Source organism: Vibrio sp. ArtGut-C1, from assembly GCF_002105475.1.
Taxonomy (GTDB): Bacteria; Pseudomonadota; Gammaproteobacteria; order Enterobacterales; family Vibrionaceae; genus Vibrio; species Vibrio diabolicus.
In genome coordinates, this window is record NZ_NCTH01000030.1 from 13029 (window position 1) to 28333 (window position 15305).

The following is a 15305-nucleotide window of genomic DNA, read 5'->3' on the forward strand; positions in this document are numbered from 1 at the left end:
TGTAATGAGCACTTTAAGCCGCTAATCAACAAGCTCTTGCGCCAAAAAGTCGATCAACAACCTCACTTTTGGCGACAAATTACGACTTTGCGGATACAGCGCCCAAATGCCTTCGCGATCGTCGCGGTAATCGGTCAGCACCTCGACCAACTCACCACTGTCTAACGCTTCTTGAACGTAATAATCCGGCAGCTGCACTAAACCCAGACCGCGTTTCGCTGCGTCCACCAAAGCAAAACCGCTGTTGCATTTAATCCTTCCCGACACGCGCAAAGACTTATCGCGTTTATTTTCTTTAAAGTGCCAATAGTCGACAGAGCCAACCAAGCACTGATGCCGTCCCAATTCCGACAACGTATGTGGCTCACCAAAACGCTCCAAATACATCGGACTGGCACACACATAGTTTTGGCGCGACGAAAGACGTTTAGCAATCATGCTGGAATCTTGCAAGCGGCCAAGACGAATCGCCACGTCCACACCTTGCTCAATCAAATCCAGCTTTTGGTTGGTCAGCACTAAATCAAGATCCACACGCGGGTACTTTTCCAAAAACTGATGCAAAAGCGGCGCGAGGTTCATTTCCCCATACGTCACAGGAGCCGTCACGCGCAGTAAACCGCGCGGTTCGGTCTGCATTTGCGTTACGGCAAGCTCGGCCAGTTCTAACCCTTCCACCAAATGTTTACACTGCTGGTAATAGAGTTGTCCGGCTTCAGACAGGGAGACTTTTCGCGTCGTGCGATGCAGCAATTTCACCGCAAGTCGTTCTTCAAGAGCTGATACCCGACGACTGATTTGTGCCACCGATGTTTTCAGCTTAGCTGCTGCTCCGGTAAAACTGTTGGTTTCCGCCACAGCAACAAATTCGCTGACCCCTTCCCAATTCGCCATGCTGTATTCCTGTCGACCTCTTTTAGACAAATAGTGATGAAAATGTTCTCGTCGCGCTACGCTTTGAAAACGGGAGAATTTTACGCATCAGGCAACGGACGAAGATCGCCGTACTGCGCATCAAGTTCAATGCCGAAGTATTCTTTCAATGCATCCAGATAGGCTTGGCCCGGTTCTAACTCTAATTCTGTCTGCTCACCTTCGCTGGTGTATTTGAGTGTGTAGTTAAGCAATGTCACCAACCCACTTTCTGTTGCTTTCGCCGCGACTCTTGCACTGGTAAAACGCGAGTTGGGAGAAGTGGAGGTAAAAAAGTTGCCACACGCGATATCACCCGCAAACACAAACTCTAAATCGAAGCTATAAAGGTTGTTCCATGTGTCCGTTCCGTCCGTTGACAACACTTGAAGGTAGTAACCAAACTGAGCATCTTCGACAAAGCGGAAGGTTTGTAAATCCGTTTGAATCACTTGGTTGAGGATAAACGGCAATGGCGCGCGCGGCGTATTGGAGCCAAAGCCTACATCGACAATCCATGCTTGTTCATCCAGCGTTACCAACGTGATTTGATGACTACGGCCAGTTGGTGTGCCCGACACATGCACACGCCCTAGTAAACTGCGTGCTTCAAATCCGAGAGTATTGAGTACCTCAAGCATTAAACCATTCAATTCAAAACAGTAACCACCGCGAGAGTGATACACCGTTTTTTGAATGATGTCTTCAATCTCAACAGAGATGCCGCGCTGCAACGCAATATCAAAGTTCTCAAACGGCAGGCTGCGGTGCTGTGCCACGTGTACTTTATGTAATGTTTCTAAATCGGCAGGTAGCTCTCTTAGCAAACCGAGCTTGGTTAAATAGGCATTCAGATCCGTCTTGTTCATAATCACTCTTACTTCGCTGATGGGTTGATTGCGTTCTACTCTAGCCCCTCTACCTAACTTCAGGTCAACTGCCTTTTCCGCTTTCCCTTCCGCGTTGAGGAGGCATCACACTCTTATAATCTGCTTACCTTACCATTATTACGTATATGTAAAAATCATTTTCAAAATGGACGGATTATCATTTTTATTGAAACACCTAGAATAGATATCAACAAAACGACGCAGCGCAGTAAGCAAACCTTAACTACGCTTATTACGTCACTCCATATACTGAGAATATAAAGGAAAATCCAATGACTGTTGAAATCAAACCTGGTCAAACTCACATCAAATCCAAGGCAATGGTTGCATGGGCCGCTGGCGAACCACTGAAAATGGAAGAAGTGGATGTACAGCTTCCTAAAGCGGGTGAAGTGCTAGTGCGCATCGTCGCGACAGGTGTTTGTCATACTGATGCGTTCACTCTGTCAGGCGACGATCCAGAAGGCATCTTCCCTTCGATTCTTGGTCACGAAGGTGGCGGTATTGTTGAAATGGTTGGCGAAGGCGTTACCAGCGTTGAGGTTGGCGACCACGTAATTCCACTGTACACCGCAGAATGTGGCGAGTGTAAGTTCTGTAAATCGGGCAAAACCAACCTTTGTCAGGCAGTGCGTGAAACACAAGGTAAAGGTCTGATGCCAGATGGCACAAGCCGTTTTTCTATCAACGGTGAAACCATCTTCCACTACATGGGTTGTTCTACTTTCTCTGAGTACACGGTACTCCCTGAAATCTCGCTAGCGAAAGTAAACAAAGATGCACCACTTGAAGAAGTGTGTCTGTTGGGTTGTGGTGTAACAACCGGTATGGGCGCAGTTATGAATACGGCAAAAGTTGAAAAAGGCGACACGGTTGCGATATTCGGTCTGGGTGGTATCGGTCTTTCAGCAATCATCGGTGCACGCATGGTGGGTGCAAGCCGCATCATCGGTATCGATATCAACGAAAGCAAATTCGATCTTGCAAAACAGCTAGGCGCAACCGATGTAATTAACCCACAGAAATTCGACAAGCCTATCCAAGAAGTGATTGTTGAAATGACTGACGGTGGTGTTGACTACTCATTCGAATGTATCGGTAACGTAAACGTGATGCGTCAGGCACTTGAGTGTTGTCACAAAGGTTGGGGTGAGTCGGTGATCATCGGTGTTGCGGGTGCAGGTCAGGAGATCTCAACTCGTCCATTCCAGCTCGTAACTGGTCGTGTATGGCGTGGCTCGGCTTTCGGTGGTGTTAAAGGCCGCTCTGAGCTTCCAGAAATCGTAAACCGTTACATGGCTGGTGAGTTTGGCTTGCAAGAGTTCATTACTCATACAATGGGATTGGCTGACGTAAACAAAGCGTTTGATCTGATGCACGAAGGTAAGAGCATCCGTACTGTTATTCATATGGATCAATAATGCTGCCTCAGGCTCTCCTTTTGGGGAGCCTGAATTCATTCTGTTGTTAGAGAGTTTATTCATGACCATTGAAAATGTAAGCCAGGCCAAAGTGTTTGGCGGTTGGCACAAACAATATACACACGAATCCAAAGCCCTAAACTGCACGATGCGCTTTGCGATTTTCTTACCACCGAATGCCACTAAATCGAACCCCGTACCCGCTTTGTACTGGTTGTCGGGCTTAACCTGCACCGATGAAAACTTTATGCAGAAAGCGGGCGCATTTCGTATGGCGGCCGAGCTTGGCATTGCGATCATTGCACCAGACACGAGTCCAAGAGGCGAAGGTATCGCTGACGATGAAAACTATGACCTGGGTAAAGGAGCTGGCTTTTATCTTAATGCGACTCAAGCACCTTGGTCACTGCATTACTTCATGTACGATTACGTGACTAAAGAGTTACCAGAGATCATTGAAAGCAATTTCCCTGTCTCAGAAGTAAAATCGATTTCTGGGCACAGCATGGGAGGTCACGGAGCATTAACCATTGGTCTGAAAAACGCAGAACAATATCGCTCAATATCGGCGTTTAGCCCTATCTGTAACCCAGTCCAATGCCCTTGGGGACAAAAAGCCTTTACTGCTTACTTAGGCAAAGATATTGAGAGCTGGAAGCAATACGATGCAAGTGAGCTTCTCAAGCAAAAACCATCACCACTTCCTATTTTGGTTGATCAAGGTGATGCTGATGGCTTCCTCAACGAGCAACTTAGGCCAGAAGCGCTGGTTGCTGCAGCAAAAGTGCATGATTCAAACCTGAACTTAAGAATGCAATCTGGTTATGACCATAGCTATTATTTCATCTCAAGCTTTATTGACGATCATCTCAACTTCCATGCGAAGTATTTGTTTGCCTAATTAATAGGAGTAACTTGATGAATTAAAAAATAAAGTCACCTACCTAGGTGGCTTTATTTTTGGTGCGTATTAACATGCCAATCTTAAATAGCATTGGAATAAATATAGAGAACAATGTAAGGATGAAATCGGGTTTGCTTATACCTCAATCATTAACCCTTCTAATTCTCATTCACAATACAATTCATCGGTTGAAAATAGGATTAATTTCCATTAAAAATCTGCGAACTGACACGAATTCGTTATAGAGCGAAATAATAACGCATATTTCTGACCTTTTAATTAAGAAGTCACTTAATAACCTTGACGTACAGTAAACCGACAGTTACTTTTCAAACATAACATATTATAAAATCTCATCCGGTTGGCTCTATTATTACAATTACAAATAAAGTACCGCTAGCACCTTTGTCCTAGCTCAGCAAAAAGAATAAAACTCAAAGGGCATATGATGAAAAAGATAGTCGCGCTAGGTCTGTTTTTTGTTGCGCCATTCTTATCTGCAAGTACGATCGTATTTAGCAGTAGCCAACAACCTAGTGTCACATTAAAACTGGAAGAGATTCAATCTTTACCAACCACCAGCTACACAACCACGCTGCCTTGGATCCCTGCTTCTTCTGAATTTCTTGGGGTCAAACTTAGCACGCTCCTCACCCACGTCTATGGCAAAGTGCCAGAACAAGTTGATGTCAGTAGCTTGAATGACTATCACTAGACACTGTCTCGACAAGACATTCTTAGATACCAACCAATACTGGCTTACCAACAAGATCAACACTATATAAAAGTCAGGAATAAGGGGCCATTTTGGGTAATATACTCTCTTAGTCTCTATCCTGAGCTCAACTACAATAAATATCACGCGCAAATGGTCTGGCAAGTAAATGAGATGAAAGCAAAATAATAAGAATGAAGTTATCAGAACCCACCTATCAAAAGCAGAGAGCACCACAATACTCTACAACCAGTAAAATGTTGCTTGTGGTGTTTGCCACTTCTTTGCTTCTCGCAAATGTATTGCTTCTGCAGCAGACACGCGCACTGTCACAAAACTTTAATAATGAGCAAAAACAAGCAACCTGGTTTTTATTCCAACTATCTAAAGAGCTTTCGGAACTTGTCGGAGAAGCGAGACGAGTCGATGAAAATGTATTAAATATCGAAGGTGCAGAGCTGCAATATGAACTGGCCTGGAGTAGATTCGATTTATTAATTAGTAGTAATGAAGCCTACACTTTTTTCTCTCGAAATAATATGCATCAGTATTTCATTGATCTTTTTGAGGAATTTCAGGGTCTGGAAGCGCAATTAGTTGAAGCAAGAACTGGCGATAGCCAAGCTGCGGCTCAATTTTATCGATCCACTCAAACACTGTACTTAAGCTTGGTCGATTTCGTTAATCAGAACTTTCGCCTAAGCAGCAAAGTCTATGAAGCACAGAAAGGAGAAACGCAACGGTTAATGCAAGCGCAGTATATGCTGTTTGCTACATTCGTTTTGTCGATCCTGTCTCTGACTTATTTCTTTTATCGTGAATCCCATTTCCATAGAAAACTGGCGCTCAGCGACCCACTGACTCATCTTGGAAATCGCAATGCACTATTTATCAACCTGAATGAGCTCACTCAAGAGAAAAGGCCTTTTTCTCTGTGGATTTTAGATTTAAATGGTTTTAAAAGTGTCAACGATACACACGGTCACCAAGTGGGAGACACCGTACTGCGTGAAATTGCTAGACGGCTTAAATCTATGGCGTTGAATGATTTTACCGTCTATCGCATGGGAGGCGATGAGTTCGCCGTCATCCTCGAAGGGGAGCATGTTGATGAAGAAGGCGTTCGTGAGCATATCAATGCGGTATTTGATGCGCCAATACTAAACTCCGACAACGTCGCAACACTATCAACCAGCGTGGGCTTAGCCCAATACCCAAAAGACAGTAACAATGTTGACTTTCTTATCAGCATAGCGGATAAGCGCATGTACAAAATGAAATTTCAACGTTAAACGGTATTTATGATGAGAAAGTTCATGCAAATACTGCTTCTACTGGCAGTCATTGCGGCAGGTGTATTGGCTTGGGTATTTATTCCATCGCACGAAACCATCGGGCAAAAAACGCTTGAGCAGGCACTCAACGACGACTACAGCCTCGTTGGGCATCGAATCTACTCAACCGATCCGGATGCTGGCAACCGATTCGGCTACTTCGTATTGGCAACGGGACAGAGCATTGAAGAGCAAGAGCCGTTTTTGGTCACTTCGGATCAGTTTATTCGCATGGAACAAACGGGTGATAACACCTTGTCTGTGACCGTCAATGGCCGTATCTACCAATACCACAACGACTTGTGGGTACCAAAATCGGATGGAAAGTTGCAGCACTTTTTAGTCAGCGCAACCGCTAAGTACGTGCGCTAAAAAACGGGAACATTACTACCCCATCCCACCACACACAAAAAAAACAAAGCCCCGCATGTACTGCGGGGCTTTTTACGTTAAGAAGAAAGTAACATCGAAAGGAGGGCGTTACTTCGCTAACACTTTCTCTTTAATCACTTTGAGTACCCCAGCCTCTTGGTTGCTTGGCGCAGAATAACGAGCGATTTTCTTAATCTCTTCATGCGCGTTAGCAACCGCGTACGAATGCTCACTGACTTGCAGCATTTCGAGGTCATTGAGGTAATCACCAAACGTCATGGTTTCTGCCGGAGTAAAATTCATCGACTCTTGAAGATGCTGAATGGCCGCGCCTTTAGACGCTTCGGCATTCATCACATCCAGCCAAATTTTTGCGCTCACCACGACTTTATGCGTTGCGCCAAACTTCGCGTTCATGGTCGGGAACAGGAGCTCTTCCGAACCGTCAAAGTGACAAATTGCCACCTTAATAAACTCGTCTTCGACCTCAAGCAAATCCGGCACGTATTCACAGCGGTGGTAGTACTTTTGAAACTCTTCCAGTGATTGCTGATCATGCGTTTCGATGTACGCCGAGCGCTTGCCACACAATACGATGTTCGCCCCGTCAATTTCACGAGCCGCTTGCACAATCTCCGCCACTTCCGCTTTAGGAATGGTGCAACTGTAGAGCTCTTTGTCTTGGTACATCACCAAGGTGCCGTTTTCGGCCACATACAACACTCGATCTTTGATTGGCGCAAACGTGTCTCGCAGGCTGTAATACTGACGACCAGACGCAGCGGAGAACAAAATACCTTGCTCTTCCAATTGCAAAAACAGATCGAAAAACTCTGGATCCAAACGACCGTATTGGTCAAGCAAAGTGCCATCCATATCGGAAGCAATAAATTTGATGCGAACTTGTGACATTAACTAAAACTCTAAATGACGCTGCGAAAATATATCCATGTAAGGTACAGGATCTTGTATGAATCTCAAGTCGGGATGACGACGCCTTTCGCGATTACCAAGGGTGCTGTTTAAAGTAATCTTCACTGTGATCGATGAAGGCTCTCACGGCAGGAGACAAGTGTTTACGCGATGAATATAGCGCGTAAATGTTGAGATCATTTGGCTTCCAATCCGGCAACACCGACTCAAGCTGACCCGATTGCAGATAGATATTGCTCAAATAGGTTGGCAGCATCGAAATACCCATGCCTTGCAAAGCGCCATGCAATAACGCCGTGGCCTCATTGCTGGTTAGGCGACACTCAATTCCCACCGATTCGAACTGCTCGCCCTTAGACAAATGCCACACGTGACGCTCAAAGTTTTTGTAACCCAAACAGTCGTGTGAAGATAAATCTCGCGGATGCGCGATCGCGCGATGAGTTTGCAAGTATTGCGGCGATGCCACCAACACCGATTCACACACCGCAATCGGCTTACCAATCAAAGAAGGATCAGGATCCGACGCAATTCGGATCGCCAGATCGATGCGTTGCTCGGTTAGATCACTCACTGAATCTTGCAGATCAATGTCGATATGCACTTTGGGGTGCTTTTGCATAAAACTGTTTACTGCTGGGATCAACTGTGAGAACCCAAATGAAGTGCTAGACGCGAGACGGATTTTTCCGGACAGCTCACCATCAACGGCAATGTTCGACGTCAACGTATCGGCCTGTTTTAACCAACGCTCAATCTGAGGCAAGCTGCGTTCCCCTGCGGTGGTGAGGGACACCTTGCGCGTGGTGCGGTGTAACAAACGAGTTTGTAGCCAGTTCTCCATCGCCTCTACATAACGAGTCACCATTGGCCGAGACATATCTAACCGCTCTGCGGTCGCGGTAAAACTGCCAGAATACACCACATCCACAAACACTTTTGCTGCCGTTACTCTGTCCATATATTTGCTCGAAATAAGAAATAGTGATGCACATTATTGTGTATTTTTCCGAGCGTATCAATTTCCTAATATTGCTCCCGTTCCCAAGCCATCGTCGCTTGGCCCCAAATTCTTTAGGAGCTTATTATGAAAAAATTCACTTTGATTGCTGCATCCATTTTAATGGCAAGCCCTGCCCTAGCGGCAAACCACTCTCCCCTTACTCTTGAGGTTTACAACGCCGACGGTAACAGCTTCCACGTTAACTCAACCTTGGTATACGGTAAGACTGATGCCATGGTCATCGACACTGGCTTCACCAAAGCTGACGCGATGCGCATTGCCGCCAAAGTGTTGGACTCAGGCAAAACGCTTAAAACCATTTTCATCAGCCAAGCGGACCCAGATTACTACTTTGGCGCAGAGGCCTTACACCAACAGTTCCCTGATGCGCAGATCATCACAACGCCAGCGGTTCAAAAAATTATTAAAGAGAAGTTGGCTGGAAAGTTGGCGTACTGGGGACCAAAGCTTGGCGCAAACGCACCGGTAAAACCAGTAATCCCTGTCGCGTACGACAAAGCATCATTAGAGCTAGAAGGTCATAAGATTGAAATCCGTGGTAACCATGGCACATCAGCACACCGCCCTTACCTATGGATTCCAGATAACAAAGCGATTCTAGGTAACGTAGCCGTGTACTCAAACGTGCATTTATGGATGGCAGATGCCGCTGACCAAACCGCTATCAATGCTTGGGAGCAGCAGCTTAGCGAGATGCTTGCGCTTAAACCTCAAGTGGTCATTCCTGGTCACATGAAAGCAGGCACAAAGCTGAACGCAGACACCATTCGCTACTCGCAACAATACTTGCAGGATTTTCAGCAAGCGAAAAAACACAGCAATAACAGTGCTCAACTCATTGACACCATGTCAGCGAAATACCCAGAAGCTCAATTGCCAATCGCGTTAGAAATCGGTGCGAAAGTGCATACTGGTGAAATGACATGGTAACCGTGCATTACTTCTTCGATCCCATGTGTGGTTGGTGCTACGGGGCATCACCACTCATCGAAGCCTTGATGGACACCTCTCAATTTAAGGTCGAGCTTCATCCCGGCGGCATGATCGAGAAACGCGAGATTGAACCTGAATTTCGTCAGCACATCATCAACAGTGACGCTCGTATCGCAACCGAAACCGGAGCAACGTTTGGTGAAGCATATCTGCAACGCGTGAAAAGCGAAGATGCGTTTGTTCTTGATTCTTACCTACCAACACAAGCGATCTTGAGTGCGGAGAAAATGGGGCTGAATCCATGGCACATGCTCAAGGCCATCCAATCCGCGCATTATCAGCTCGGGTTAAAAGTGGATGAAGCATCGACGCTCAAAGCCATTGCAGAATCGCTAGGTTTAGCAAGCGATGCGTGGGAGCAAAACATGACGTTAAGCGAAGCCGAGCTAGATGAGAGAATTCGCTCTAGCCGACAGTTGATGCGCCAGTTACACGTTGGTGGTTATCCAACCCTGATTGTAGAAGTAAATGGCGAGTACTTGACCTTGCCGCACTCGGCCTACTACGACAGACCGGCACAGTGGAAGCTTGCATTACAAAAACTGCAATAAGCTCTTCCCCACTCGCTCTTGTTCTTAATCCAAGAGCGAGTGCCAACACCAAACATGGCAATCCTGACTCAAACAGGTACAATCCTCGCTCGAATTTTTACTCGCGCGGATACCCACCATGCACTCGCCTGAACATTGTTTTACTCGTTTTACTGCTGATACTTCTGACTATGAATTACCAACGCAGTTTACGTTTCCGTTCTACTACACGCCGCATCCTCTTTGCGTTATGGCCGCAAAGCAATTGCAACAGCACCTATTAGCGCAAACCGACTTCGAACACGATTTTGGTTTAGTTAATGAAGAAACGGGGCGAGGCAAAATGTTTGGCGTATTGCTGGTAAAAAGCCCTCAAGGCGAGCTCGGCTTTTTAAGTGCATTTTCTGGCAAAATTGCTGACCAAAACTTGATTCCAGGATTTGTCCCTCCTGTGTACGACATGCTGACCGATGAAGGCTTCTTCCGCGCAGAAACGGATGCCATCAACGCCGCCAATGCGGAGTACAAAACCTGTGCTGCGAATCCGGAATTGGCAGATCTTAAAGCGCAAATCCAAGCCGACCGAGCCGCTTATCAGCAAGAAGAGCAAACACAGCGCCAAGTGATGATAGACGGCCGCGCCGCACGCAAACGACAGCGCCAACAGGGAGAGCAAACGCTCAATGCCGATGATCTCAAAATCTTGTTGGATGAATTGGGTAAGCAAAGTGTCGCCGAGAAAAATGTTCTCAAATACTTAAAGCAATCGTGGGATGAAAAGCTTGCAATCAAAGAAGCGCGCTTGGCCGAGTTAGAGCAGCAACTTGCTCACCTTAAAGAGCAGCGCAAAACGCTCTCCAACGCTTTGCAGCACAAATTGCATAAACAATACCGCTTCCTAAACAACCATGGCGAAGCACGCGACTTGGTGGACATTTTTGCGGACACCACAAACCCAACCCCACCAGCAGGTGCGGGGGAATGTGCTGCGCCAAAACTGCTTCAATACGCGTTTAAACACGGATTCAAACCACTGGCGCTGGCAGAATTTTGGTGGGGTGTGTCGCCAAAGTCTGAAGTTCGCCAACACAAAAAATTCTACCCATCGTGCAACAGCAAATGTCAGCCGATTTTGGGCCATATGATGCAAGGGCTGGATGTCGAACCTAACCCATTGGCGGAGAATTGGGCAGAAGACAAAGAGCTAGAGATAATCTACCAAGACGATGCTATGGTCGTCGTCAACAAGCCCTCGGGCTTACTTTCAGTGCCAGGTAAAACCATCAAAGACTCTGCTTATACGCGCCTACAAACGATGTTCCCTGATGTGGAAGGGCCGTTTGTGATTCATCGCCTCGACATGGCGACCTCTGGCATTTTGGTGTTTGCCTTAACTAAGCGCGCGAACAAAAGTCTGCAAAAACAGTTTATGGCTCGCGGCGTACAAAAACGTTATATGGCACTGCTCGAAGGCGTATTGAACGAGCCGGAAGGGGAAATTTCACTGCCAATGCGTGGTGACCCAGATGACCGCCCACGTCAACTGGTGTGTTTTGAGCACGGGAAACATGCAGAAACCTACTGGCAACTGATTGAAGTCAAAGATGGACGCAGCAAGGTATACATGTATCCGAAAACCGGGCGAACTCACCAACTACGTGTACACAGTGCTCATCACATGGGGTTAAACATGCCAATGGTTGGTGATGGTTTATACGGCGAAAAAGCGAATCGCTTACACCTGCATGCTGAGATGCTAGAGCTGGATCATCCATACAGCAAAGAGCGCATGGTGTTCAGAGCTGAGTGCGAATTCTAACGTCTTCCAGATTTTAAATAACAAAAAGGCACTGACTATCAGTGCCTTTTTTGGTTTCTAACAACAGAATAAGCGTGATGCGTGATACAGCAAACCGTTAGCTCACCTTAAACTTGGTCCACACCTGAGAGCGCCAACGCCTTGCCATGATGATACCACGCACCCATTCATCGAGAGCGATTGCCATCCAAGCCCCTAAAACGCCATAACCCATGTGGATGCCAAAGATGTAGGAGAAAAGCACGCCTAGTCCCCACATACTCAAAATCCCCATTTGCACTGGGAACTTGATGTCACCCGCGCCTTTCAGCCCCGCGATAAAAATCAGGTTAAACACACGTCCGGCTTCGAGCAAAATTGAGCCCATGACTAACGAGCCTGCCAATGCGAGTATTTCCGGTTGATCAGTAAATACGCTCAGAATCTCTTCTCTAAACAGGTAAATCAGTGTGGTTGCCGCCGTTGATGCCACAAATCCCACTAAGAAGTAGATTTGTACGCGTTTTAAAATGCTGCTCACCCAACCTTTACCGATGTAGTAACCAGTCTGAATTTGCGCAGCCTGACCAATTGCCAACGCGAAAGCAAACGAGAAACGGGCAATGTTTTGTGCATAAGTGAAAGCCGCCAACGATGCCGTCCCCATTTGCACTACAAAGTACACAATGCAGATTTGCGCCACGTTGTAAGACAGCACTTCACCCGCGTTCATACCGCCGATTTTTAAGATTTTTTTGTAAATCTCTGCGGGTACTTGTTTCATGGTTGACATTGGTAGTTCAATGCTACTGCGTGCGAGAATAAACCATAACATTAACGTACCGATGACTTGGCTGACGACGGTTGCTATTGCTACACCTTGCACACCATACACAGGTAAACCGAATGGCTGGTAAAGCGCAATGTAGTTACCAATGATGTTGAACACACCCGAGATCAAGTTCACCACCATTGGAGAGCGTGAATAGCCATGGCTACGCAGAATGGTCGTAAAAACAACGCCAATCGTAACGTTAAACGTCATCGCACCGCTGATCAGCAGATATTCACGTGCGTATTGCTCGACTTGTGCCTCCAAACCGTAATATGGGAGCAGGAATATCGCGCCAAGCACAGCAATCACACTCAATAGCACACCGATGATCACAGACAGCGCAATACTTGCAACGCCGACGCTCACAGACTCTTGCTCTCGCCCTGCGCCATTGTATTGGGCAATCAAAATCCCCGTTCCGCTGCTGACAAACGTCGAAACGATGATTAAGAAAAAGGTAATCTGCGTGATCACACCAACAGCGGATACCGCTTTGTCTGAGTAGCCACTCAGCATGAACACGTCACTGGTTCCTAAAGCCGTCCGTAGCAAAATTTCGACAAGAATCGGCCAAGCTAACGCCACAATGGACATTCGCTGGTTGATGTTCTGGCTTTTAGGCATGTTTGTAACCTTTCCTACAACTAAAAACTGCCCCACAAAATGTGTGAAGCAGTTTGGAAAAAGAGTAACTCGAATGAAGCTCGATATGAGGTCGTGATTTAGCGCGGATTCTAGTCGCATATTGGTCACAACGACAACAATATTTCGCTCTGTTTCGGAAAAATATTTCTAATGCTTTTTCACAACGAAAAACTCATTGACGGAACTTAGAGGTCGTCGATTGACGAACAATGAGCTCAATAAGTAGAAGGCGCCATTCATGCTACTCCCAACAGAGTTGAGTCAGGATAGATCCTGAAAATACGGCGGTGGAAATGCATTACTTTGAATTATTAATCGAACCATCTGAAGCCATAAAGATCCGCCATGGAAAACTTTATAAGCCTTTGTTGTGCTTTGAGCACTCTCACCAAACCACACTTCTAAGCCCATACTAAAAATGACTGACATCACATTTGGAAACTTTGTTGTTCTATTTATCGCTAAAATACCGCCTAGAATAAGCGTACACGTTAATTAAGCAAGGATACGTAATGTCGACATTGGCTGGAGCACGCTTAGAGGAAATGGCGGATATCCGCTCAACAAGAAAAAAGAAAATTGTCTTTTTATGCTCCAGTATCGCCGCGGCATGTTTAACTTATGGCTCCATTGCTCAATTGTTTGAGGATAATTGGGGATTAAGCTTTTTCCATGCTCTGTGTGCCTTAGCCTGTTTAGGTATCAGTTATGTGATAAAGGTTCAACGACATCATCAATATGCCGACCTATGGCTGAGTGCAGTTTTGATGTTCGAAGGGTTATTGCTACTTCTGTATAACGATGCCCCCTCAGGCAAACTGCTATGGCTATACCCCATTGTCGCCACTCTGGTGCTGATCAATGAGTTTAAAGTCGGTCTGCTGTTTAGTGGCACCTATATCTTACTGATCTTTTTTGGCGTCGTTTTTTTAGATCGGCTACCAACAGCCAGTGACATCATAGAACGACGATTTATGCTGACCCTAATAGCGACTGCATTTGTGTGCCACACATTCTCGTACTACTACACAAAAGTCCTCAACTACATTCAAACACTTTATCGTGAAGGGATTGAAGAGTTGGCGTATTTTGACCAACTCACAGGGCTTGCCAACCGCTGGAGCTTTGAAACTTGGGCGCGAGCAAAGCTCGATGAGATCAACCATTCATCTGATGACAGCATCACTGCTCTGGTCTTCCTAGATATTGATAACTTCAAACATATTAACGACACATACGGACACGATATTGGTGACCAAGTGCTTCAAGCCTTTGCAACTCGATTAAAAAACAATGTTCGCCATAAAGACAGAAAAACCGACAAACACGACTACTCCATCGCTCGATTTGCGGGCGACGAGTTTGTGCTCATGCTGTACGACATAAACAGTAAAGATGACCTCGACAGCATTTTGAAGCGTATTGTGAATCTATTCCCAAAAGGCTACCGAAGCTACGATATGATTAACGAGTTAACAATGAGTGTGGGCGCTGCTATCTACAAACAAGATGCGAAGGATTTATCTGAATTGACTCGGTGCGCAGATAAAGCAATGTATGCGGCTAAACACACAGGGAAAAACCAATACGCGTATTACGAACACTGCAATACCGAAGAGAAGTCAGCCTCTGAAACGCCGGCTGTGTCAGAAGCTTGCTAACGGTTAAGCGAATACATGCATCACCCATAGCCCCAGCACCAGAAATACGATTAGCCACACAGCTTGCAGCACTCTGCTCGGCTTATCTTGCTGGCGACCGAATTGGCCTTTAAACGCACGGTCCTTCACTTTGCCCATTAAGCCTTTTCCTAGAGCACGTCGATAGAATTCACGTCTCTTATGGGCTGCATTGGCGACCTCGGTAAAACGATGTCTTTGCTCATTGGTGAGATCTTTGTCCTCGTAACGAGGAGGGAGATCAGAATGCTTGCGTTGTACTGCCATCACTTCCTCCCTGGTCGATGGGTACATTTTTATTAAGTATATACCCAAATAAC

At 46.1% G+C, this 15305-nt stretch carries 14 protein-coding genes and 1 pseudogene; 9 read left to right on the plus strand and 6 right to left on the minus strand.

Features of this window, described 5'->3' with window-relative positions; all coding sequences use genetic code 11:
* Nucleotides 1–21 precede the first annotated feature (21 nt).
* Nucleotides 22–894 (minus strand): LysR family transcriptional regulator, encoded by an 873-nt coding sequence (locus tag B7360_RS20055; protein ID WP_005391982.1) that lies wholly within the window; start codon nt 892–894, stop codon nt 22–24.
* A gap of 80 nt (nt 895–974) precedes the next feature.
* The gene (locus tag B7360_RS20060) at nt 975–1781 is read right to left on the minus strand and encodes an arylamine N-acetyltransferase (RefSeq protein ID WP_085344449.1); all 807 of its coding nucleotides are present in this window, start codon (nt 1779–1781) and stop codon (nt 975–977) included.
* Nucleotides 1782–2074: 293 nt separating this feature from the next.
* Here B7360_RS20060 and B7360_RS20065 point away from each other — a divergent pair, with 293 nt between their 5' ends.
* The 5 genes and pseudogenes from B7360_RS20065 (at nt 2075) to B7360_RS20085 (ending at nt 6548) form a co-directional block, all read left to right on the plus strand.
* A complete protein-coding gene (locus tag B7360_RS20065; protein WP_005391984.1) occupies nt 2075–3223 on the plus strand; it encodes an S-(hydroxymethyl)glutathione dehydrogenase/class III alcohol dehydrogenase in 1149 nt (382 codons plus the stop codon).
* A 61-nt stretch (nt 3224–3284) separates the two neighbouring features.
* A complete protein-coding gene (gene fghA, locus B7360_RS20070; protein WP_047009747.1) occupies nt 3285–4124 on the plus strand; it encodes an S-formylglutathione hydrolase in 840 nt (279 codons plus the stop codon).
* A 451-nt stretch (nt 4125–4575) separates the two neighbouring features.
* Nucleotides 4576–5031, plus strand: a pseudogene (locus B7360_RS20075) (oxidoreductase).
* Nucleotides 5032–5036: 5 nt separating this feature from the next.
* Nucleotides 5037–6134, plus strand: a complete 1098-nt coding sequence (locus tag B7360_RS20080) for a GGDEF domain-containing protein (RefSeq protein WP_085344450.1) — start codon at nt 5037–5039, stop codon at nt 6132–6134.
* Nucleotides 6135–6143: 9 nt separating this feature from the next.
* The gene (locus B7360_RS20085; protein ID WP_031813571.1) at nt 6144–6548 is read left to right on the plus strand and encodes a hypothetical protein; all 405 of its coding nucleotides are present in this window, start codon (nt 6144–6146) and stop codon (nt 6546–6548) included.
* A 108-nt stretch (nt 6549–6656) separates the two neighbouring features.
* On the opposite strand, the gene B7360_RS20090 is transcribed toward B7360_RS20085, so the two are convergent.
* Both B7360_RS20090 and B7360_RS20095 read right to left on the minus strand, forming a co-directional pair.
* A complete protein-coding gene (locus B7360_RS20090) occupies nt 6657–7460 on the minus strand; it encodes a Cof-type HAD-IIB family hydrolase (RefSeq protein WP_085344451.1) in 804 nt (267 codons plus the stop codon).
* 94 nt (nt 7461–7554) lie between these two features.
* Nucleotides 7555–8442, minus strand: a complete 888-nt coding sequence (locus tag B7360_RS20095) for a LysR family transcriptional regulator (protein WP_085344452.1) — start codon at nt 8440–8442, stop codon at nt 7555–7557.
* Between the two features lie 126 nt (nt 8443–8568).
* Here B7360_RS20095 and B7360_RS20100 point away from each other — a divergent pair, with 126 nt between their 5' ends.
* The 3 genes from B7360_RS20100 (at nt 8569) to B7360_RS20110 (ending at nt 11847) form a co-directional block, all read left to right on the plus strand.
* Entirely contained in the window at nt 8569–9435 is an 867-nt protein-coding gene (locus B7360_RS20100; RefSeq protein ID WP_085344453.1) for an MBL fold metallo-hydrolase, read from the plus strand.
* The gene (locus B7360_RS20105; RefSeq protein ID WP_085344454.1) at nt 9429–10049 is read left to right on the plus strand and encodes a DsbA family protein; all 621 of its coding nucleotides are present in this window, start codon (nt 9429–9431) and stop codon (nt 10047–10049) included. Before B7360_RS20100 ends, B7360_RS20105 begins: the two co-directional genes overlap by 7 nt.
* A gap of 118 nt (nt 10050–10167) precedes the next feature.
* On the plus strand, nt 10168–11847 hold the full coding sequence (locus tag B7360_RS20110) for an RluA family pseudouridine synthase (protein WP_085344455.1): 1680 nt from the start codon (nt 10168–10170) through the stop codon (nt 11845–11847).
* Between the two features lie 97 nt (nt 11848–11944).
* On the opposite strand, the gene B7360_RS20115 is transcribed toward B7360_RS20110, so the two are convergent.
* On the minus strand, nt 11945–13285 hold the full coding sequence (locus B7360_RS20115) for an MATE family efflux transporter (protein ID WP_085344456.1): 1341 nt from the start codon (nt 13283–13285) through the stop codon (nt 11945–11947).
* Nucleotides 13286–13818: 533 nt separating this feature from the next.
* On the opposite strand from B7360_RS20115, the gene B7360_RS20120 reads away from it, so the two are divergent.
* A complete protein-coding gene (locus B7360_RS20120; RefSeq protein ID WP_048625526.1) occupies nt 13819–14967 on the plus strand; it encodes a GGDEF domain-containing protein in 1149 nt (382 codons plus the stop codon).
* A 3-nt stretch (nt 14968–14970) separates the two neighbouring features.
* Here B7360_RS20120 and B7360_RS20125 read toward each other — a convergent pair whose 3' ends face one another.
* Nucleotides 14971–15252, minus strand: a complete 282-nt coding sequence (locus B7360_RS20125; RefSeq protein ID WP_041853103.1) for a hypothetical protein — start codon at nt 15250–15252, stop codon at nt 14971–14973.
* Nucleotides 15253–15305 lie beyond the last annotated feature (53 nt).